Annotated in this window: 19 protein-coding genes; 5 read left to right on the top strand and 14 right to left on the bottom strand. The window is 70.4% G+C overall.

Going from position 1 to position 20,816, the window contains the following annotated elements; genetic code table 11:
* Nucleotides 1-86: 86 nt before the first annotated feature.
* From eccD to pepN, 9 genes are all read right to left on the bottom strand, one after another.
* Entirely contained in the window at nucleotides 87-1,457 is a 1,371-nt protein-coding gene (gene eccD, locus ACQEVS_RS11755) for a type VII secretion integral membrane protein EccD (RefSeq protein WP_433019021.1), read from the bottom strand.
* Between the two features lie 13 nt (nucleotides 1,458-1,470).
* Complete coding sequence (locus tag ACQEVS_RS11750; protein WP_433019018.1) at nucleotides 1,471-1,977, bottom strand: hypothetical protein; 507 nt, start codon at nucleotides 1,975-1,977, stop codon at nucleotides 1,471-1,473.
* Nucleotides 1,978-2,046: 69 nt separating this feature from the next.
* Nucleotides 2,047-2,961 carry a hypothetical protein gene (locus tag ACQEVS_RS11745; RefSeq protein WP_433019015.1) on the bottom strand — a complete coding sequence of 305 codons (915 nt, stop codon included), beginning with the start codon at nucleotides 2,959-2,961 and terminating at the stop codon, nucleotides 2,047-2,049.
* Complete coding sequence (locus ACQEVS_RS11740) at nucleotides 2,958-5,081, bottom strand: hypothetical protein (protein ID WP_433019012.1); 2,124 nt, start codon at nucleotides 5,079-5,081, stop codon at nucleotides 2,958-2,960. Before ACQEVS_RS11740 ends, ACQEVS_RS11745 begins: the two co-directional genes overlap by 4 nt.
* Nucleotides 5,078-5,494, bottom strand: coding sequence for a DUF6507 family protein (locus tag ACQEVS_RS11735; protein WP_433019009.1), 417 nt, complete (start codon nucleotides 5,492-5,494; stop codon nucleotides 5,078-5,080). Before ACQEVS_RS11735 ends, ACQEVS_RS11740 begins: the two co-directional genes overlap by 4 nt.
* Before the next feature lie 25 nt (nucleotides 5,495-5,519).
* Nucleotides 5,520-5,828: a pore-forming ESAT-6 family protein gene (locus tag ACQEVS_RS11730; RefSeq protein WP_433019006.1), complete on the bottom strand. Its 309-nt coding sequence runs from the start codon at nucleotides 5,826-5,828 to the stop codon at nucleotides 5,520-5,522.
* 2 nt (nucleotides 5,829-5,830) lie between these two features.
* On the bottom strand, nucleotides 5,831-6,172 hold the full coding sequence (locus tag ACQEVS_RS11725; RefSeq protein ID WP_004951138.1) for a hypothetical protein: 342 nt from the start codon (nucleotides 6,170-6,172) through the stop codon (nucleotides 5,831-5,833).
* Between the two features lie 126 nt (nucleotides 6,173-6,298).
* Nucleotides 6,299-7,333, bottom strand: a complete 1,035-nt coding sequence (locus ACQEVS_RS11720; protein WP_433019003.1) for a hypothetical protein — start codon at nucleotides 7,331-7,333, stop codon at nucleotides 6,299-6,301.
* Nucleotides 7,334-7,450: 117 nt separating this feature from the next.
* Nucleotides 7,451-10,048, bottom strand: a complete 2,598-nt coding sequence (gene pepN / locus ACQEVS_RS11715) for an aminopeptidase N (protein ID WP_433019000.1) — start codon at nucleotides 10,046-10,048, stop codon at nucleotides 7,451-7,453.
* Nucleotides 10,049-10,269: 221 nt separating this feature from the next.
* Between pepN and ACQEVS_RS11710 the strand changes: the two genes are divergently transcribed.
* Together ACQEVS_RS11710 and ACQEVS_RS11705 are read left to right on the top strand one after the other, a co-directional pair.
* Entirely contained in the window at nucleotides 10,270-10,905 is a 636-nt protein-coding gene (locus ACQEVS_RS11710; RefSeq protein WP_433018997.1) for a mycothiol-dependent nitroreductase Rv2466c family protein, read from the top strand.
* 94 nt (nucleotides 10,906-10,999) lie between these two features.
* Nucleotides 11,000-11,680, top strand: coding sequence for a hypothetical protein (locus ACQEVS_RS11705; protein WP_433018994.1), 681 nt, complete (start codon nucleotides 11,000-11,002; stop codon nucleotides 11,678-11,680).
* Nucleotides 11,681-11,880: 200 nt separating this feature from the next.
* Here the strand turns inward: ACQEVS_RS11705 and ACQEVS_RS11700 are convergent, their stop codons facing one another.
* The 3 genes from ACQEVS_RS11700 to ACQEVS_RS11690 all read right to left on the bottom strand — a co-directional run bounded on the left by ACQEVS_RS11700 (nucleotide 11,881) and on the right by ACQEVS_RS11690 (nucleotide 15,702).
* Nucleotides 11,881-12,522 (bottom strand): superoxide dismutase, encoded by a 642-nt coding sequence (locus ACQEVS_RS11700; protein WP_433018991.1) that lies wholly within the window; start codon nucleotides 12,520-12,522, stop codon nucleotides 11,881-11,883.
* Nucleotides 12,523-12,699: 177 nt separating this feature from the next.
* Nucleotides 12,700-14,115: an amino acid permease gene (locus ACQEVS_RS11695; protein WP_433018988.1), complete on the bottom strand. Its 1,416-nt coding sequence runs from the start codon at nucleotides 14,113-14,115 to the stop codon at nucleotides 12,700-12,702.
* A 186-nt stretch (nucleotides 14,116-14,301) separates the two neighbouring features.
* Entirely contained in the window at nucleotides 14,302-15,702 is a 1,401-nt protein-coding gene (locus tag ACQEVS_RS11690) for an amino acid permease (RefSeq protein WP_433018985.1), read from the bottom strand.
* 391 nt (nucleotides 15,703-16,093) lie between these two features.
* Here ACQEVS_RS11690 and ACQEVS_RS11685 point away from each other — a divergent pair, with 391 nt between their 5' ends.
* Nucleotides 16,094-16,687: a biotin transporter BioY gene (locus ACQEVS_RS11685; RefSeq protein ID WP_433018982.1), complete on the top strand. Its 594-nt coding sequence runs from the start codon at nucleotides 16,094-16,096 to the stop codon at nucleotides 16,685-16,687.
* A gap of 82 nt (nucleotides 16,688-16,769) precedes the next feature.
* Here ACQEVS_RS11685 and ACQEVS_RS11680 read toward each other — a convergent pair whose 3' ends face one another.
* Nucleotides 16,770-17,390 (bottom strand): Uma2 family endonuclease, encoded by a 621-nt coding sequence (locus ACQEVS_RS11680; protein WP_433018979.1) that lies wholly within the window; start codon nucleotides 17,388-17,390, stop codon nucleotides 16,770-16,772.
* 246 nt (nucleotides 17,391-17,636) lie between these two features.
* Nucleotides 17,637-19,070 (bottom strand): amino acid permease, encoded by a 1,434-nt coding sequence (locus ACQEVS_RS11675; protein WP_433018976.1) that lies wholly within the window; start codon nucleotides 19,068-19,070, stop codon nucleotides 17,637-17,639.
* A 156-nt stretch (nucleotides 19,071-19,226) separates the two neighbouring features.
* Between ACQEVS_RS11675 and ACQEVS_RS11670 the strand changes: the two genes are divergently transcribed.
* Together ACQEVS_RS11670 and ACQEVS_RS11665 are read left to right on the top strand one after the other, a co-directional pair.
* Nucleotides 19,227-19,715, top strand: a complete 489-nt coding sequence (locus tag ACQEVS_RS11670) for a ribose-5-phosphate isomerase (protein ID WP_433018973.1) — start codon at nucleotides 19,227-19,229, stop codon at nucleotides 19,713-19,715.
* 144 nt (nucleotides 19,716-19,859) lie between these two features.
* The gene (locus tag ACQEVS_RS11665; RefSeq protein ID WP_433018970.1) at nucleotides 19,860-20,669 is read left to right on the top strand and encodes an Fpg/Nei family DNA glycosylase; all 810 of its coding nucleotides are present in this window, start codon (nucleotides 19,860-19,862) and stop codon (nucleotides 20,667-20,669) included.
* Nucleotides 20,670-20,816: the final 147 nt, after the last annotated feature.

The following is a 20,816-nucleotide window of genomic DNA, read 5'->3' as shown; positions in this document are numbered from 1 at the left end:
GGGTCGCCGGGTGCCCGGCTCGGCACCGCGCCACCGAGCTCACGCAGGACGTCGCTCTGCCAATCCCGTGCCGGCATCCACATCTCCTAGAACTGGTGGAGCAGACGCTCGAACACCCCGAACTCGCCGACCGCGAGGGGGAACAGCGCGACCAGGCCCAGCGTCTCGGCCACGTCGGCGGCTCTGCGGAGCCGTACGCGCACATGCTCCGGCGGCTGGACCGCCAGCACCCCGAGCGGTATCAGGGCGAGCGCCGCCAGGGCGGCGACGGGCCCGTACGGCGGGCCGCCGACCTCGTCGTGCCACAGCAGCACCAGCCGCACCAGGAGCACGCAGGCTCCGGCCAACAGCGCCACGACTTCGGGTATCAGCGGGAAGGCCCGGGACCGGGAGAACAGGACGAGGGCGGCCACGGCGGTGAGCGCGACGCTCCACGGGGAGAAGCGGCCGGACACCGCCACCAGGCCGCCGGCGGTGACGGACACGGCGGTGACCGCCGTGGCGAGGACGAGGCCCCGGTGCGCGGCAGCCAGGGCGGTCCGCACCTCGTACCGGCTCACCGAGGCGCCCCCCGCGCGGCGGTCGTCCAGTGCGGTCAGTCCGGCCGCCATCAGGGCGGCCCGGGGCAGCGCGCCGAGCGCGACGGCGGAGACGACGACGAGGACGCAGCCCACGCGGGCCGCATCCGGCTGCACGAGGGCGACGCCCTCCCAGACCGCGGTGGTGACGACGACGGCACCGGCGCCGATCAGCCCGCCGCGGCCCAGCGGGGCCTTGGGCAGGCCGAGGAGCACGAGCGCCCACGCCCAGACGGCGGCGGCCTCGGCGAGCCGCACCTCCCAGGACCAGCTGTGCCCGTCGGCGGCGGCCCAGACGGCCAGCGTGCCGACCTCACCGGCGACCAGCACCAGCGCGGTGCCGAGCGGCCGCCCGCCCCGCGCGGCGGCCGCCGCTCCGAGCAGCGCGGCGAGCACGGCCGCGCCGGCGAGGGGCGGGGCGACGGCGGTGGCTCCCGTCGAGGCCCAGGCGAACAGCGCCGCCACGGCGGCCAGTACCCCGGCCGCCACCCCCGCCGTCCACTGCCGGGCGGCGGGCCGCCAGCGCCAGGCCCGCACCCCGAGGTCGTCCGCGACTTCGTCCGTGACGTCGTGCACGACGGGCGCCGACGGCGCGTCCTCGATCCGCACCAGTCGCAGGATCGCTCCGTCGACCACACCCGCCTCGGCGAGCGACCCCTCCTGCGGCAGCAGGGTTCCGTCCACGGTCATCAAGTGCCGCGCGGCGGGCGGACCGTCGACCCGATCGCCCAACAGACGCAGGACGTCCGGCAACAGGCGCCCGATCGGCTCGTCGGCGGGCAGAACGACATCGACCCGCCGGTGCTCGGCGACGAGCGTCACCCTGCTCAACCGCCCCGGCGCGGCCCGCAGTTTCGTCTTCGTCCCTACGTTCGCCACTCGCCTGAACCTATCACCGGGGTGTGACAACGGGTTTGACCGACGGTGACTTGGAGGGCCGCGGCTTCTTCGGCTTGGCCGCCGGCGTCGGCGTCGGCTTCGTCGTCGCCGACGGCTTCGCGGAGAACGTCGGGCCGGAACTCCGCGACGGCACGGGGGAGACCGACGGAACGGTCGGTCCCACGCTCGGTGAAGGCGGAGAGGACGGCGTGACAGGCGCCGTCGGCACGACGGGCACCACCGGCGCCATGGTCGGCTGCGGCAACGGCCGCTCCCGTTCCCGCTGTTGCTGTTGCTGCTGCCTCTGCTGCTCCCGCTGCTTGGCGATCATATGTTGCACAAACCCCCACCCCACACACCCCGCACACACCACAGCGGCCAACGCGACCCCCGCGAACACCCGCCCGAACTTCTCATCCGCGGTCCGCCGCGCCCGCTCCACCCCGAACAACAACGCATCCCGCAACCGCCGCCGCCGCACGGAGACGGATTCGAGTAGCTGACTGTCGTAGTCCTTCACTGTCACCGCCTCCTTCGCAGCAAGGGAGTTGTACGCGTGACGATCACACCGGCGGACCCGTGTCAATTATTACTGTCGTGACCACGGCAGGGCGATGGGCTTTCGATACCACCACCAGTCGGACTCGGTCACGTCGCCTTGCGGTGCGCCTGTCAAGCGCTTGATGACGTGGTCGCGGTCGGGCTCGGTGAGTCTTTTGAATTCGGAATCGACCAGGTGTACAGACTCGAGCAAGAAATGATGGACCGGTTCCGGGTATTTTGCGAGAATGGCCGCTAGGTCGTCCCGTGCTCTTAGGTCATTCATGTACATGTCGAATGGGTAGCCCCCTGATGGTGGCCAACCTGTAGCCATGCGTCGGGTCATTCTTTCCCATGCTGCCAGTGAGTTGCGAGCGCGATCCGATAGGTTATCGGCGTCATTCTTTTCCGGTTGAGTTGCGTCTTCGCGCTTGTCGGGCGAAAGGACTGCCTCAGCCTTGGCGAGGAAAGATTCCGTCGCTGGAATGGCCACCGGATGCTCTCGGATGACTTCGGGGAGCAGAGTGACGTGGGCGTCCGGGAACTGCGGAATCTCGGATTCTGCAGCATCGATGGAGTATGCGGGTCTCTCGTCATCCGTTGTCGAGAGCCTTACTCTCGTGGTTTTCATGTCCGGAGTGATGGCCCAGTAAGCACTCGGAATGTTTTCTTCCGCCGGGTAGAGCACCACCGTCCGTGTAGCCGCAGCAAACCTCAGGGCGGCTTCTGCCTCAGTCGGCTGACTGATCACCGACTCCTGGACGTAAATGTCCAAGGACAGCGACAACTGCCCGTTGATGCCTGAGAAATCGCACAAAACCAGGGCGTCCCAGTTGCGCCGATCTTGATCGCTCTCCGCGTCGGCAACATCGACACTGCTTGTTTCCACGGCAAAGCATGTCGAAAGCGCTTGCCGGATGGCTTCGGGGTGCAAGCGGTCGGCCGTGAGGAAATTGTAGGTCATGGATAGGTCCCGTGGTAAATGGCCAGCGCTTTTTGGACTGCCTGCGGGTTGTTTACAAAGCGTGGGTTCTTCGTCAGCTGCGGGGCTGCCGAGATGTCACCCTTGGCCTTGGCTACTTGTTGAAGTGCGGCATATTCGTTCCTGTCGAGGATGGCGATACCGGGTCCGGAGTCCGGGTAGACCCTCCCTCCCGGCTCGACGCCGTAGGTGCGACCGTTGATTTCGTAGCGATTGCCGTCTGCGGTGAGTTTGGCACGCCCTTCGGCGATGGCGGCGATGTCCCTGTCCACATCGTCCGCGTAACCCTGCAAAATGACGCTGTTCTTCTCCTTGATCTCACCCCTGGCCGCTCCGTTCGGCGAATGCCGAGAGTGCGGCCGTTTCAGTTCTTCGCCCGCAGCCGGGCCAGGCACGTTGTCCTTCACGGGCCACGGCCCGTGTTGTGGCGCCGTGGCCTGGCTGTGGGGTTGATGTCCGGTGCCGCTGCCCATATTGGCACCTGAACCGTTGCCACCGTGGTGGCCATGAGGATCCGGTGCTTGGTCTCCCGCCGAGTGTGGACCACCATGGGACGAGTGGTCGCCCGTGCTGCTGTTGTGGTCCGCGCCTTGCCCCGACTGTGGCGGGTCGGTGTGGCCGGCGGCTTGGGAACCGTTGCCCGAGTGATGGCCTGAGGCCCTGGGGGAGTGGTCTGCATGCATGGGAACGGAGTTCTGCTTGGCCGCGCCGGCCATGATGGGTTCACGCTCGTGCGTACTGTGCACCCGCCTGGTTTCCTCCTGAATGGGGTCGCTTGTCCGAGGCGTGTGCTGAGTGCTTGTGTGCGGCGAGCCCACACTCACGGGTGATTCCTGCACTATCGGTCCATGCCCCCGCACCCCCCGCCCCCGCACGTCCACCAGAGCTCCGTCCGGCCGGAGGTAGCGGGCCTTGCCCGGGAGGACGCTCGCGTTCGGGAGGCGGACCGAGCCGTCGGGGAGGCGTTCTGTGCCGGGGAGGCGGTCGCGGAGGGTGTTGACCAGGTCGCCTGCCGCCGGGAGGGAGGAGGAGAGTTTGGTGAGGGACTTGCCGATGACGAAGCCGGCGCCCTTGCCGACGTATGTCATCGGGTCGATGACCCGGCCGGCCTTCCCGACGACGTTGACCACCTTCGCGGCGGCACCGGCGCCGCCCTTCGCCAGGGCTCCCGTGCCGGTGGCGGTCGTGAGGATGTTGAAGGAGGCGGCGCCCGCCGCCCGGGCGCGGTCCTTGCCCCACTCGTCGTAGGCGACGAGCGCCTTGGCGGTGTCGCGGGCGGAGTTCTTGGAGTCCTTGAAGAACTGGGGGAGGTAGTCGTCGGGGATCTCGTACGCCCCCGTGCCGTAGACGAGGGCGCCGACGGCGGTCTTGCCCAGGCCGGCCCAGGCCTGGCCCATCCGGTCCCAGCCGTCGACGCCGACCAGGGTCCCCAGGCCCTTGAGGGTGCCCCCGATGCCGTCGACGACCACGCCGTCCCAGGCGAAGCTCTTGATCGAGTGCGGCTCGTACCAGTCGTACACGCGTTCCACCGGGTCGCCCCACGGCAGCTTGGCGTGTTCGAGCGTCTCGGCGTCGTAGCCGTACATGTTCGGCTTGTGGGTGCCGTCGTCGGTGACGAAGCGGGGGCCGCCGACCAGGGCCGTGATCTTGCTGGCGCACCGGCGTTCGGCATCCTGGAAGGCCGCTTGGGCGGCCGTGATGTCGTCCCGTATGCGGTTGTGGTGGTCGGTCTTCTTGCTGTCGTGCGTCCAGCGGTCGTCGCCCTCGACCGACATCAGGAACGTCTCGGCCTCCAGGGACAGGGCGGCCAGCTTGTGGGCGAGCGGGCGGGCCTCCGTCGCATAGTCGGAGAGCGCGCCCGCGACCTTGTCCAGCTTCGCGGCGAAGGCGTGCGCGCGTTCCCGTACCGGCAGGGTCGTCGCGAACAACTGCTCCGCCTCCGGCGCCCGGTAGTGAGCCGCCAGTCCCTGGAAGCGGGAATGGATGTCCGAGCCGGTGGCCCGCAGCCGGGCGGCGTCCTTGCGCAGCGCGCCGATGTAGCTTTCGAGGAGTTCCAGGTTGCCGGTGAAGACGGGGATGTTGGCCGGATCGAGCAGCTTCACGGTCTTCCGCCCTTCCGGGACCGGGCGGTGAGTGCCTTGATGTCCGGAGCCCGGAGGGCGTCGTGCTGGGCGCGGGCGGCCATGGTCAGGTCACCCTTGATGTACTCCGAGGTCGCCTGGTGCGCGCCGTTGATCGACTGGCCCGCGCGGGCCGCGACGAACAGCAGTTCCTCCTCGGTGTGCTGGGCGAAGTACCCGAGCGCCCCGGCGATGATGCCCGAGGCGCTGCCCCCGGCGCCGCCGTTGCCGCCCTTTTCCGGTGTCCCGGCGTAGGCGAGCGTTCCGGCGCTGGTACCCGCGTGCTGTATGTCGGCGACGTAGTCGGCCAGTTCGTCCTTCAACGCGGCCGCCGCCTCGGCCGTGTTCCGCAGCGTGCCGTCCACGCCGTTCACGTCGATGTCCCAACCGGACATGGTTCACCTCCCCCCCCGATCGGGCTTACCCGATCCCGTCCACCGCGGCCTTCGCCCGTGCCAGCGTGGATTGCGCCGTGGCGTCGTTCTGCTCCATCGTCGAGCGCAGCAGCGTGATGATCTGGCGTACTTCGGCGGCGGCGCGCTGCCAGCGCAGTTCCTTCTCGTGGTACTGCTCGGAGACGCCGTCGGCCTGGAAGTCGGCCATGGCCGACTTCACCGCGGTGTCCCGCTCGTTCAGTACGGCCTCCAGCCGGGAGATGATCCCGTGCAGCGTCGTCTGCACCTGCGTGGAGGCGCCCAGGTCGTAGCTCCGACGGTCGGTGGTCGACATCGTCAGCCTCCCTGGCGGCCCGCGAACCGCGCCGCGTCGAAGTTCGCGGCGGCCATCTGCCGGCGCGCGTTGTCGGCGTGCTCCTGGTCGCCCTCGCCGAACGAGGTGTCCATGCCGGCCTGGCCGCCCAGGATGGCGCTGAGCGCGCCGTTGAGCTCGGCGGCGACCTGTTCGGAATGTGACTTGAATTGATCGAACGCGGCTCGCCCGGCGCCGTTGAACTTCCCTTCCAGCGGCTGGGCCGCCACGATCAACTGCTGGATCAGCTGAGCCAGATCGCCATGCGAACCATGCGTCCGCGAGACCAGGCCGGACAGTGTCGCCTGTCCCATGTCGAACTTCACGAACCCACCCCCATCACCCTCGTATGGCACGCGGTGTCTCGAACAGCTCTATCAGGCGCTCGGTGGGGCGACCAAAGGGATTGAGGTCCGGGCGAGTTGCTGTCGATTACATTCGGCCACGAGCCCTCACCGCGGCAGCACCACCACATACCCCCGCGCCCCCCGCTCCGCCGACGTCGCCAGGGCCGTGCGGATGACGGCGGCCTGTTGTTCGGGGGACTCGCGGAGTTTGCGGGGGGTGAGGTGGATGACGGTGAGGCCGAGGTGTTCGAGGTGGTGGCGCTTCTGGGCCTGGCGGGTCCAGGTGGCGTCGGGTTCCTGGCGGGGGGCGCGGGTGTCGATCTCGACGACGACGCCGTGGTCGGGCCAGTAGGCGTCGACCGGGCCGAGGGACGGGCCGCCGGGGAGGCGGAGTTCGACGTTCCAGAGCGGGGCGGGGAGGGCGTGGTCGGCGACCAGGGCGTAGAGGTGGTCCTCGGCCAGGGAGCGGCCCTCGGCGAGGAGGACGTCGACGGCGTCCACGATGTGCGGGCGGTTCAGCAGCCGGGCCCGGGAGAGTTCGCGGACCAGGCGGGCCGCCTCGCAGTGGCCGCCGCGGACGGCCTCGGTGAGGAGCCGGCGGATCCGGTCGGGGTCGGTGAGGCGGGTGACGGCGTCCGCGACGGCGCGGGCGACCGGGGCCACGGGGACGCCGGTCACCAGTCGGGGCCGGGGGATGGTGTGCGCGCGGACGGGACGGACGAAACCGGTCTCGCGGAGCCGCCGGGTGCCGGGGACGAGGACGTCGATGTGGTCGATGCGCAGCAGCGGGGGAGCGCTGGTGAAGCGGTAGAGGGCCAGCGCCGCCAGGCCGGTGATCATCGCCTCCCCGTAGGGGGCGCCGGCCTGGGCGTCGCGCGGTTCCTGGACCGGGATGCCCTGGGTGCGGGCCCGGGTGTACATGAGGGCGGCGTGCAGCCGCTCCTCGCTGGTGGCGGGTCCGGTGTGGAGCAGGTAGACGCCGGGCAGCAGCTGCTGCCAGGGGCCGCCGGGGCGGCAGCGCTCGTTGACCGTGGACGAGGGGACGCCGTGCTCGCGCAGCTGCCGTGAGGTGAGGACGCGGTGGCGGACGTCGGAGAGGTGGTGGAGCGGGCGCGGGGAGAGGGGGGTCTCGTAGCTCATGACCCGCCCATTCCCGCGCCGCGCCCGCTCCTTAACCCCTGTTACAGGCTCGTCGACAAGTGGGGACAACTCCGGGCAGATGCACGGGAGTTCGAAGAGCCATGGCGAGCGACAGGGTCACGCCGCCGCGTCGCACTCCTGTGCCCTCAGGGCGCGCGCCAGGTCGTCCCGCGCCTCCAGCACCAGCCGGCGCAGGGCCGGCGGCGCGTCGGCGTGTTCCGCGAGCCAGGCGTCGGTGAGGTCCAGGGTGCGCCGGTCGTCCTGGAGCATCGGGAACAGGCCGCGCACGATCGCCATGGCGATCTCGATCGACCGCTCCCGCCAGACGCGCTCCAGCGCCGCGAAGTACGGCTCGACGTAGGGCGCGAGCAGGTCCCGCCGCCCCGGCTGGTCGAAGCCCGCGAGGGTGGCCTCGGTGAGCGCGTTGGACAGGGTGTCGGACTCGACGACGGTCGTCCACGCGTCCGCCTTCACCTCCGGGTCCGGGCGCGAGGCCAGGCAGCGGACGTGGTGACGGCGGCCGGACGCGGTGTCGTCGCGGGCGAGTTCGGCGTCGATGAGCGCCTTGTCGGCCGCGCCCGCCGAGGCCAGGGCGGCCAGGAAGGTCCAGCGCAGTTCCTGGTCGACGTCCAGGCCGTCGATCCGGGCGGTGCCGTCGAGCAGCCCGCGCAGCAGCTGGAGGTCGGCCTCGGTGCCGGCGGTCTGGGCCAGGAACCGGGCCCAGGTGAGCTGGTGCCCGCTGCCCGGCTCGGCCAGCCGCAGCTCGCTCAGTGCGCCGCGGGCCAGCTCGGCGGCGCCGCGCTCGCGCCACTCCGGCGCCGCGTAGTGGACGAGCGCGGTGCGGGCGCAGAGCTGGAGCATCTGGAGGACGCCGATGTCGGTCTCGGCGCCCGCGAAGCGCAGCACCAGGTCCAGGTAGTCGCGGGCGGGCATCAGCCCGTCGCGGGTGAGGTTCCACAGCGCGGACCAGCACAGGGCCCGGGCCAGCGGGTCGGTGAGCTCGCCCAGGTGGCCGCGGAGGGTGGCGAGGGACTGCTCGTCGAAGCGCATCTTGCAGTACGTCAGGTCGTCGTCGTTGACGAGGACGAGGTCCGGCCGCTCGGCGCCCCGCAGCTCGGGGACGACCGTGCGCGGCCCGTCGACGTCGACCTCGACGCGCGCGTAGCGCACCAGCTCGCCGGCCTGCCGGCGGTAGAGGCCGACCGCCACCCGGTGCGGACGCAGCTCGGGGTGGCCGGCCGGGGCCTCCTGGAGGACGGCCAGCTCGGTGACGCGGTCGGCGGCGTCGTACGTCAGCTGCGGCGTCAGCGAGTTGACGCCCGCGGTCTGCAGCCAGGACCGCGACCAGGCGGTCATGTCGCGCCCGGAGGTCTCCTCCAGGACGGACAGCAGGTCGGTCAGGCGCGTGTTGCCGTACGCGTGGCGCTTGAAGTAGCGGCGCGCGCCCTCCAGGAAGGCGTCCCGCCCGGCGTAGGCCACGAGCTGCTTGAGCACCGACGCGCCCTTGGCGTACGTGATGCCGTCGAAGTTGAGCTTGGCGTCCTCCAGGTCGTGGATGTCCGCCGTGACCGGGTGGGTGGAGGGCAGCTGGTCGGCCCGGTACGCCCACGCCTTGCGCCGGTTGGCGAAGGTGACCCAGGCGCTGGTGTAACGGGTGGCCTCGACCTGCGAGAACGAGCCCATGAAGTCGGCGAACGACTCCTTGAGCCACAGGTCGTCCCACCACTCCATGGTCACCAGGTCGCCGAACCACATGTGCGCCATCTCGTGCAGGATCACGTTGGCCCGGCGCTCGTACGCCGCCTGGGTCACCTTGCCCCGGTAGACGAACTCCTCGCGGAAGGTGACGCAGCCCGGGTTCTCCATCGCGCCGATGTTGTACTCCGGGACGAACGCCTGGTCGTACTTGCCGAAGGGGTACGGGAAGTCGAAGTGCTCGTGGAAGAAGTCCAGGCCCTGCTTGGTGACGGTGAGGATCTCGTCCGCGTCGAAGTGCGGGGCCAGCCCCTTGCGGCAGAGCGCGGAGAGCGGGATCTCCAGCGTTTTGCCGTCGGGAAGCTTGTGGCTGTAGTGGTCGCGGACGACGTGGTACGGGCCCGCGACGACCGCCGTGATGTAGGTGCCGATCGGCTTCGTGGGGACGAAACGCCAGGTCGCCGCCGTGTCGTCGGCCGGCTCCACGGGACCGTCCTGGGCACCGTTGCTGATCACCGTCCACTCGGCGGGGGCGGTCACGGTGAAGGTGTAGGGGGCCTTGAGGTCGGGCTGCTCGAAGTTGGCGAACACCCGGCGCGCGTCGGCCGGTTCGTAGTGCGTGTAGAGGTAGACCTCGCCGTCCTCGGGGTCGACGAAGCGGTGCAGCCCCTCGCCCGTCCGGCTGTAGGCGCAGTGCGCGTCGACGGTCAGGACGTTCTCGGCCGCCAGGTCCTCCAGCGCGATCCGGGTGCCGTCGAAGACCGCGGCCGGGTCCAGCTCCCGGCCGTTGAGGGTCACGGCGGCGACGGAGGGGGCGACGAGGTCCGCGAAGGAGGAAGCGCCCGGCTCGGCGCAGCGGAAGCGGATGGTGGAGACCGACCGGAAGGTGCGCGGGCCGCCGTCCGCCGGGTTCTCCGGACCCACCGCGGACCGCAGGTCCAGCGCCACCTCGTAGGCGTCCACGGTCAGCAGCGCGGCCCGTTCCCGGGCCTCCTCACGGGTCAGGTTCTCACCGGGCACGGCGGGGCTCCCTCGTCTCGTCTGCGGCGTTTGTGTCTTCTGGGTCTTCTGTGTATTCCGCGGATGGGTGTCTTCCACGGATGCGGCGCGCGAAGTATCGCGAAGGACGCGGCGTTCGAAGCCGTCCTCCGACATGTTTCGAACATCAGGAATCATGGCACGCACGGCGTCGTTGCAACCGAGACCGTCCCGCTTCCCTGTGGAGACCCGAGGAGACCCGCATGACCGAGACCGAGAAGGTCACCGCCGACTTCTGGTTCGACCCGCTCTGCCCCTGGGCCTGGATGACGTCCCGCTGGATGCTGGAGGTCGAGAAGGTCAGACCCGTCGAGGTGCGCTGGCACGTGATGAGCCTGGCCGTGCTCAACGAGCACCGGCTCGACGAGGTGGACGAGAAGTACCGCGAGCTGATGGTCCGGGCCTGGGGCCCGGTGCGGGTGTGCGTCGCCGCCGCCAAGGAGCACGGCGAGGAGGTGCTCGGCCGCCTCTACACCGCGATCGGCACCCGCTTCCACAACCAGGCCCTCCCGCAGGAGCGCGCGACGCTCGTCGCCGCGCTGGAGGAGGCCGGCCTGCCCGCCTCGCTGGCGGACGCCGCCGACACGGACGCGTACGACGAGGAGCTGCGCGCCTCGCACCGCGGTGGCATCGAGAAGGTCGGCGAGGACGTCGGCACCCCGGTGATCGCCGTACCCGGGCCGGACGGCTCGGAGGTCGCCTTCTTCGGTCCGGTCGTCACCCCGGCCCCCAAGGGCGAGGCGGCGGCGCGGCTCTGGGACGGCACGCTGCTGGTCGCCTCGACGCCGGGCTTCTTCGAGATCAAGCGGACCCGGACGGTCGGGCCGATCTTCGACTGACCCGAGGAGCGCCTCGGGAGGCCCCGGAGGGGCGGTCCCCCGACCGAACCCGGTCGGCGCGCGCCCGTCCCTCCCCTCCCTTAGGGTCCGAACCATGGGCCAGACCGACCTCTCCCGGCCGCTGGGCCGCGACGGCGGCTGGGCCGAAGCCGAGCCGCCCTGCCGCAACGCCGCCTTCGCCGAGCTTCCCGTACGCCCGTACGACCTGCTCACGCTGGGGGCCTGCCGGGCGCTGGCGGCCCTGTGGTCCGCGCTGCGGCTGCGCCGGGCGGCGGGCATGCTGCGGCACTACCTGCGCGCCACGGGCGGCAACCGCCGGATCGACGCGGACGAGCTGCTGGCCCTGCCGCCCGTCCGGGCCGTGGTCGACGGGCAGCTCGACCGCTGGCGCGCGGAGGCGCTCGACCGGTGGGCCGAGGGCGAACGGTGGTCGGGGGACGGCCGGTGGCCGGCGGAGGAGCGGTGGCCACTGGGGGAGCGGACCCCCGCCGCGTACCCCGCCGACAGCGGCTGGCGCGACCTGCTGATCACCCGGCGGACGCACCTTGACTGGTGGCTGGCCCTGCGCTGCGTGGAGTTCCGGCTGACGGGCACGGTACGGGTGGACGCGGCCGGGAGGGCGGTCGTCGACTACCGCTTCGCGGTGCACAAGGCGTGGAACTTCGACCGGGGAAAATCGGAACTCGGCGTTCCGTTCGCGCCGTTCGCCCGCCTCCACGAGACGGGTCTGGCCCGGGAGTTCACCGTGACGGGCGAGGCGTTCGGGCACGGGTGAGCGCCGCGCGAGCCCGGGGACGCCCGGGGGCACTTCGGGGATGCCCGGAGGACGCCCCGAGGATGAGAGCATGGGGAAGGCCCCGCGCGCATCGACCGCGCGGGGCCTTCCCGTGCCTGCCGCGTGACACGGGTGAGAAGACGATCACGAGCAGGCCGTTCGAGGGGCCCTGCCGGGCTTCCCGTTCGGGAAGGCCGGGCTCAGGGGGCGAGCAGCAGCGCGTTGACGCGCTCCTTGGCGGCGGCGTAACGCTTCGCCACGTCCTGCCAGTTGACGACCTGCCACATGGCCTCGATGAAGTCCACCTTCTGGTTCTTGTACTGCAGGTAGAAGGCGTGCTCCCAGGCGTCGAAGACCAGGATCGGGGTGGAGCCCTGGCCCACGTTGCCCTGGTGGTCGTAGACCTGCTCGACGATCAGCTTGCCGCTGAGCGGCTCGTAGGCGAGGACGCCCCAGCCGGAGCCCTGCGTGGTGGCGGACGCCTTGGACAGCTGCGCCTTGAACTTGGCGAAGGAGCCGAAGGACTCGGCGATCGCGTCGGCCAACTCGCCGACGCCGTCCTTCTCCAGGGGCTCGCCGCCGCCTTCGCCGGTCATGTTCTGCCAGTAGATGCTGTGCAGGATGTGGCCGGAGAGGTGGAACGCGAGGTTCTTCTCCAAGCCGTTGACCGCGCCCCACTGGTCCTTGTCCCGGGCCTCGGCGAGCTGCTCCAGCGTGTCGTTGGCGCCCTTGACGTACGCCGCGTGGTGCTTGTCGTGGTGCAGCTCGATGATCTTCGCGTCGATCACCGGCTGGAGCGCCGCGTAGTCGTACGGAAGTTCAGGAAGTGTGTAGATGGCCATGCCGAGCCCTCCGACTGCTTATTGCAATTAACTTGCAGGTAGACGCTATCAGCAAGTGCGTCTTCTTTCCCTTCGGACCGTGGGTCAAGGGGCCTTCTCCGTCAAAAGACCGAGGCGGGGTCGGTCCTGGAGCTCAGGACCGACCCCGCCTCGGGGTTGCTCGGGATGTACGGGCCGTCAGTTCCGCCGCCGCGCCGTGGCGCGCTGCCGCAGGTAGCCGACGAGGGCCAGCGCGACGGTGAGGCCGGCGGTGGCGTAGAGCTGCTGGGCGGTGTCCTTCTCACGCAGCATCAGGCCGAGGGTGCAGAGGATGCCGAGGAGCGCGGCGATGGTCAGGTACGGGAACCACCACATCCGCACCACGAGCCGCCCCGGCTGCTCCTGCTGCAGGCGGTGCCGCATCATCAGCTGGGTGACGGCGATGAAGCCCCACACCACGAGGACGGCGGCGCCCGTCATGTAGAGCAGCCACTTGAAGACGGTGTCCGGCCACCAGTAGCTCAGCAGCACCGCGAAGAAGCCGAAGGCGGAGGAGGCGACGACCGTCCGGCGCGGGACGCCGGAGGAGACCTTGCCGAGGAAGCGGGGGCCCTCGCCGCGCTCGACGAGCGAGTGGGCCATCCGGGACGCGCCGTAGATGTTGGCGTTCATCGCGGAGAGCAGCGCGATCAGCACGATCACGTTCATGATCTCGCCGGCGGCGGGGACGTCCAGGTACTTCAGGACCGCCACGTAGGGGCCCTCCAGGACGGACTTGTCCGTCCACGGGATCAGGGTGACGACGACGAGCATCGAGCCCACGTAGAAGAGGGCGATCCGCCACATCGCGGTGCGCACCGCCTTGGCGACGCCCTTGACCGGCTGCTCGGACTCGGCCGCGGCGATGGTCACCGTCTCCAGGCCGCCGTACGCGAAGACGGACGCGAGCAGGCCCGCGACCAGGCCGTCGGTGCCGTTGGGGAGGAAACCGCCGTGGCCGGTGAGGTTGTCGGAGCCCGGCGCGTCGGTGCCCGGCAGCAGACCGCAGATCGCCAGCACGCCCAGGACCAGGAAGGCGCCGATCGCCGCGACCTTCAGGGTGGCGAACCAGAACTCGAACTCGCCGAAGTTTCCGACGGCCGCCAGGTTCGTACCGCAGAAGACGGCCATGAACAGCAGGACCCACATCCAGGAGTCCGTGGACGGGAACCACTTCACCATGATCGTGGCGGCACCGATCGCCTCGACGGCGATGCCCACGCAGAGCTCGATCCAGAACATCCAGCCGGCGGTGAAGCCGGCCCACGGGCCGATGGCCTTCTCCGCGTGCACCGAGAAGGTGCCGGACGCGGGGTTGGCCGCGGCCATTTCACCCAGCATGCGCATCACGAGCATCACCAGAAGCCCGGACACCGCATACGCGAGGACGATGCCGGGGCCCGCGGCGGCGATGCCGGTGCCCGAGCCGACGAAGAGACCGGCGCCGATCACGCCGCCCAGGGCGATCATCGAGAGATGGCGCTGCTTGAGGCCGTGCGACAGGGCGGCGCCGTGGCCCGGCGCCGCATCGGTGACCTCGCGCTCGGGCGCGGGGGTCGCATCTGTCCGAGTCATGGTCGTGTCTGTCCCCGTGGAATGAGTGATGAAAGGGTTGTTACAACAGGCAACAACCCGGAAAAGTTGCCTCAGTGTGGGGGTGATGTTCGCTCAGGACAACACTTGTCACACGGATGTCCGATATTTAGACGCGAGGGTTACTCTCCGCACCTGATATATCGCCAGAATCAATGTCTTTACGCGCTAAGCGCGGTCGCGACGGCGGATTCGGAGTTCCCGGATCCCGGCGACGGCGAGCACCGCGCCGGTGGCCGCCGCCGACCACAGCAACTGCGGCCGGGCGGCGTCGTCGGTGAGCATCAGCACCAGCACCGCGGCCATTCCCGCCAGGGCGGCCCAGGTCAGATAGGGAAAGCACCACATCCGCAACGTCAGCCGCTCGGGCATCTCCCGTTCGATGCGGCGGCGCAGCCGCAACTGGGAGGCGGCGATCAGGCCCCAGACGAAGAGGAGGACCGCGCCGACCGAGTTGAGCAGATAGCGGAAGATCGAATCCGGCCACTCGAGATTGAGGACGACGGACGCGAAACCGAACGCCACGGAGGCGAACACCGCCCGGCGCGGCACCCCGCCGCGCGAGACCGTCAGCAGCGAGCGCGGGGCCTCGCCGCGCTCGGCGAGCGAGAACACCATGCGGGACGAGCCGTAGAGGTTGGCGTTGAGCGCCGACAGCAGCGCCACGAAGATCACGACCTGCATGATCTGACCGGACGCAGGCACCCCGATGCGGTCCAGCACCGCCACGTACGGGCTCTGCCCGGGCTTCAGCGACGACCAGGGGAGGAGGGTGACGATGACGAGCATCGAGCCCACGTAGAAGAAGAGGATGCGCCAGACGGCGCTGCGCACCGCGCGGCCCACCGCGCGCTCCGGGTCCTCGGACTCGGCGGCGGCGATCGTGACGACCTCCAGGCCGCCGAAGGCGAAGGCCACCGCGAGCACGCCGGAGATCACGCCGCTCCAGCCGTTGGGCAGGAAGCCGCCCTGGCCGGTGAGGTTGGAGAGGCCCACGGGGTCGGTGTCCGGGAGCAGACCGAAGATCGCCAGCAGGCTGAGGCCGAGGAAGAGGAGGATCGCGCCGATCTTCAGGGCGGCGAACCAGAACTCGAACTCGCCGAAGTTCTTCACGGCCGTGAGGTTGGCGGTGGTGAACACCACCATGAACACCAGCACCCAGGCCCACTGCGGCATCCCCGGCACCCAGCCGTGCGCGATCTGCGCGGCGGCCGTCGCCTCCACTGCCAGCACGATCACCAGCAGGAACCAGTAGAGCCAGCCCACCGTGAACCCGGCCCAGCGGCCGAGTGCCCGCTCCGCGTGCACCGAGAACGAACCGGACGCGGGCATCGCCGACGACAGCTCGCCCAGCATCCGCATCACCAGCATGGCGAGGGCGCCCGCCAGCAGGTAGGAAACGATGATCCCGGGACCCGCGACGGAGATCCCGGCGCCCGAACCCACGAACAGGCCGGCGCCGATCACACCGCCCAGCCCCAGCATCGTCAGATGCCGCTGCTTGAGCCCCGCGGACAGCGGCTCTCTCTCACCGGCGAGCGGCTCGGCGGCGGGGGGTGCGTCGTGCATGGGGCTCGTACTCTCGGTTCGTGCGGCGCGCGCCCGGGGCGCACGGGATGCGGTGGCGCGACGTCTCGGCGGTGCCCGCGCCGCCCACGGGTCGGCGGGGGCGCAAAGCATGCGACACGTGAAAAGTGCGCGCAAGTCTCACCATTCTCCCGGTGCGGCGGCGTGAACCAAGCCGAGCGGCCCGTTCGGTGACGAGCATCACTCGGCCCGTCGCCGCCTTCGGGAACCTTCCAAAGGGGGCGGGGGGCCTTTGTGACGGCTGCCTCATGCCGATTCGGGAGAGCTGGGCTAACGTCGCGGTGTTCTGTGTATGAGCCCCGTAAGTCCTCGGTTCTCGTGCGAGTCCCGAGTCCCGAGTCCTGTATCCGACCCTTCCTCCAGCGGAGTACCGATGGCCACCGCCGCAGTTTCAGTCCCCCGGACCGGTACGGTCCTCGCCGATCTCCTGCCCGCGTCCTCCTCCCGGGCCCGGGACGTCGCCCTCGTCGCCGGCGGCGCCGCCCTCACCGGCCTGGCCGCCCAGCTCACCGTGCCGGTTCCGGGCTCGCCCGTCCCGGTCTCCGGCCAGACCTTCGCGGCCCTCCTCGTCGGTACGTCCCTCGGCGCCCGCCGCGGCTTCCTCTCGCTGGCCCTCTACGCGCTCGCCGGCATCGCCGGCCTGCCCTGGTTCGCCGAGGGCAAGTCCGGCGCCGCCTTCCCCTCCTTCGGCTACGTCCTCGGCATGCTGCTGGCCGCCACCGTCGTCGGCGCCCTCGCCCGCCGCGGCGCCGACCGCTCGGTCCTGCGCACCGCGGGCACGATGGCCCTCGGCACGGCGATCATCTACGCCGTCGGCGTCCCGTACCTGGCCCTCGCCCTCCACATGCCGCTCGGCGACGCCGTCGCGGCCGGCCTGACCCCGTTCCTCATCGGCGACGCGCTCAAGGCAGCGCTGGCGATGGGGGCGCTGCCGGCGGCTTGGAAGCTGCTGGGTCGGCGGGGCTGAGGCTTCTTCTTTTCGTTTCTTTCCGTACGGGCGCGGGCCCGCACTTCCCTTCGGGGGAGGTGCGGGCCCGCGCCCGTACGCGCTACCGCGTGTAACGCGGCAGGTGCTCCGTCGGCAGGTCGCCGCCCAGGTGCTCGGGGAGGGGCGCGGGGTCGCCGTACTTGCCCTGGGTGACAGTGCGGTAGCCGTCCTCGGACGGGCGTGAGTACAGGGCCCAGTCGCCGGTTGCCGGGTGCAGATAGAGCAGCACGGGCACGCGGGCCTCCGCGTACCAGACGATCTTGTCCGCGGTGCCGACGGCACGTTCGGACGGGGAGGTCACTTCGACCGCGAGGTCGACGTCCTCACCGGGCAGCAGCCAGTCATCGGAGTCCATCGCCTCGACCGGACATACCACCCCGTCCGGGGTGGCGTAATCGTCCGGATCCGCGGGGAGCGGGATGGAGGTGACCTCGAAGAGGTCGCGGTCCGGGTCGATGTGCGGAGCCAGAAGCTTGCGCAGACAGCGGATGGTGAGGTTGTGCCGCCGCCGCGGGGTGGGGGACATCATGAGCGTTCCTCGGATGATCTCGACCCGGAGGCCGGACGCCTGCTCGATCTGTTCGGCGATCTCCCGCGGCTCCCCCGTGATCCTTGGCGTCACCTGCGCGTCCCTGCGGGGCTCGTGGTCCGGGTACTCGTAGTGGACGGGCTGCGCGGACATGCTCACTCCTTCCCGTGGTGATGCCCAGTCTGCCCGGTGACGGGAGGGGGCGGCCCGGTGCCGTACTCCGACGGTAGGGGGCCAGGTGATCTCCCTGCTGAGCGGACGGATTTTTTCGCGTAGCCGCTCGTATTCCGCTCGCCTGTGCCCGACGGGGCGCGGGGATCCGTCCGTTTCACGGCGCAAAACGACAAACGCCCGGCCATCGCCCTCGGAAGGGCGAAGGACCGGGCGTCCGTGCGTTCGCTAATTGACCGCCCGCCGGCGACGGTCCAGGACCAGGCCGATGGCCAGGACCACCACGGCCACCAGGACGGAGAGGGCGACCTGCTCGCGGTTGTCGCCACCGTCGTAGACCATGTAGCCGAGCACGAAGAGGATCATGCCGATCGTGGCCCACGTCAGGTACGGGAACAGCCACATCCGCACCACCAGCTTCTCCGGCATCTCGCGCAGGATGATGCCGCGCATCTTGAGCTGCGTGAAGCAGATGACCAGCCACACGAACAGGGCGACCGCGCCCGATGAGTTGAGCAGGAACTTGAAGACCGTGTCGGGCCACATGTAGTTGAAGAAGACCGACAGGAAGCCGAAGACGACCGATCCCAGGATCGCCGCCTGCGGCACGCCCCGGCCGTTGACGCGGGCGAACGCCTTCGGCGCGTCGCCGCGCCGGCCGAGCGAGAAGGCCATGCGGGAGGCGGTGTAGAGGCCCGAGTTGAGGCAGGAGAGGACGGCGGTCAGGACGATGACGTTCATGACCTGGCCGGCGTGCGGGATGCCGATCGAGTTCAGCGCCGCGACGTAACTGCCGTCCTTGGCGATCGCCTCGGAGTTCCAGGGCAGCAGCGTGATGACGACGAAGATCGAGCCGAGGTAGAAGACGGCGATGCGCCAGATGACGCTGTTGGTCGCCTGCCGGACGGCCTTCTGCGGGTTCTCGGACTCGCCGGCGGCGAGGGTGACGATCTCGCTGCCCATGAAGGAGAAGACGACCATCAGCACGCCGGTGAGGATCGCGCCGGGGCCGTGCGGCAGGAAGCCGCCCGCGTCGGTGAGGTGGGCCAGGCCCGCACCGTCGTTCTTCGAGCCGGGCAGCACGCCGAAGACCGCGAGCCCGCCGACGATCACGAACGCGGCGATGGCGACGACCTTGATGCCCGCGAACCAGAACTCGAACTCGCCGTAGGAGCTGACCGAGGCCAGGTTGGTGGCGGTGAGCACGACCATGACGATCAGCGCCCAGGCCCACTTGGGCACGGCCGGCACCCAGGTGTTGAGGATCGCGGCGCCCGCCGTCGCCTCGACCGCCAGCACGACGACCCAGAAGAACCAGTAGAGCCAGCCGATGGTGAAACCGGCCCAGCGGCCCAGGCCGCGGTCCGCGTAGGCGGAGAAGGAACCGGACGTCGGGTTGGCGGCGGCCATTTCGCCGAGCATCCGCATGACGAGGACGACCATCGCGCCCACGAGGGCGTACGAGATCAGAATGCCGGGGCCGGCGGCGGCGATACCGGACCCGGAACCCACGAAGAGTCCGGCGCCGATGACGCCACCAATGGCGATCATGGAAAGGTGGCGGTTCTTGAGGCCGGCCTTGAGGCCGTCCCCCGTCGCCGGCGCGGCGTCCGCGGGATCGCCGGGTGACGCCTTCGTCATGATCGGCGGTATCGCGCTCATGGGCAGTTTCCTTTGGTTCTCGGGTTGAGAGTCCCCGCATTAGAACTTTTCGAAGGTGTATTGCGGAAGACCCGAATCCGTATCGTTGTGTTCACCCGGTGTGCCCATCAGGGGTACCGGCACGGGTACCCGCCGGGACGTGCCACACTCGGACGCATGCGCGTGTACCTCGGCTCCGACCATGCCGGTTACGAACTCAAGACCCACCTCGTCGAGTGGCTCAAGGCCCACGGCCACGAGCCCGTCGACTGCGGCCCGCACATCTACGACGCCCAGGACGACTACCCGCCGTTCTGCCTGCGGGCCGCCGAGCGGACCGCCGCGGACGAGGGCAGCCTCGGCATCGTGATCGGCGGCTCCGGGAACGGCGAGCAGATCGCCGCGAACAAGGTCAAGGGCGTCCGCGCCGCGCTGGCCTGGAGCGAGCAGACGGCCGCGCTGGGCCGCGAGCACAACAACGCGAACGTGATCGCGGTGGGCGCCCGGATGCACTCCGAGGAGGAGGCGACCAGGTTCGTCGAGGTGTTCCTCGCCACGCCGTACTCGGGTGAGGAGCGTCACACCCGCCGCATCGAGATGCTCGGCCGCTACGAGACGACGGGCGAGCTGCCCGCCATCCCCGCGCACCACCCGCAGCAGGACTGACCAGCCGGACGGACCGGGGCCGGGCCGTGTGCCGGCCCCTTCCGGTGTCTCCTTCGGACGTCCCCTTCTGACGTCACCGGGCCCGCCGCAGTCGCGCGGCGGGCCCCTCGCCGTTCCGCCGACACCGTCCGGGAGGACGCAGCCATGCCCGAGGGGCACACGATCCACCGCCTGGCGGCGGACCACCGCGCCCTGTTCGCGGGGCGCCCGGTCCGGGCGGCGAGCCCGCAGGGCAAGTTCTCGGACGGCGCCGCGCTCGTGGACGGCCGGGTGCTGGAGGAGGCGGAGGCGCACGGCAAGCACCTCTTCCTCGGCTTCGGGCCCACCGGCTGGATCCACGTCCACCTCGGCCTCTTCGGCAAGTACACGCTCGGCACCGCCCCCACGCCCCCGCCCACGGACACCGTCCGGCTGCGGCTCGCCGGCCCCGACGCGTACGCCGACCTGCGCGGCCCGACCGCCTGCGCGCTGCTGACGGACGGTGAGAAGCAGGCGATACACGACCGGCTGGGACCCGACCCGCTCCGCGAGGACGAGGACCCCGAGCCGGCCTGGCGACGGATATCGCGCAGCAGGACGAGCGTCGCCGCCCTGCTGATGGACCAGAAGGTGATCGCCGGGGTGGGCAACGTCTACCGGGCGGAGGTCCTCTTCCGCCATGGGATCGACCCCTACCGGGCGGGCCGCGATCTCACCCGGTCCGAATGGGACGCGATCTGGCACGACCTGGTGGCGCTGATGCGCGAAGGCGTGCGCGACAACAGAATCGACACGGTACGGCCCGACCACACCCCCGAGGCCATGGGCCGGCCGCCGCGGGTGGACGACCACGGCGGCGAGGTCTACGTCTACCGGCGCGCCGGACAGCCGTGCCACGTCTGCGGGGAAGAGGTCCGTACGGCCGGGCTCGCCGCCCGCAACCTCTTCTGGTGCCCGGGCTGCCAGCGGAAGTGAACACGGCGGGGGAGCGCGGCCGGCCGGCGCGCTCCGGTCGTACGACCGGATTCCCCGCTGTACAGCCATGCGAGGAGCCGTATAACCGCTCAGGTGAGCGTCTTTCGCATAGGGTTGCACCCCAGGTGCCCCAAGGGCAGCCGTGTC

It is taken from the genome of Streptomyces sp. CA-181903, assembly GCF_050937075.1.
Lineage (GTDB): Bacteria > Actinomycetota > Actinomycetes > Streptomycetales > Streptomycetaceae > Streptomyces.
This window is presented reverse-complemented; position numbering and strand designations above follow the sequence as displayed.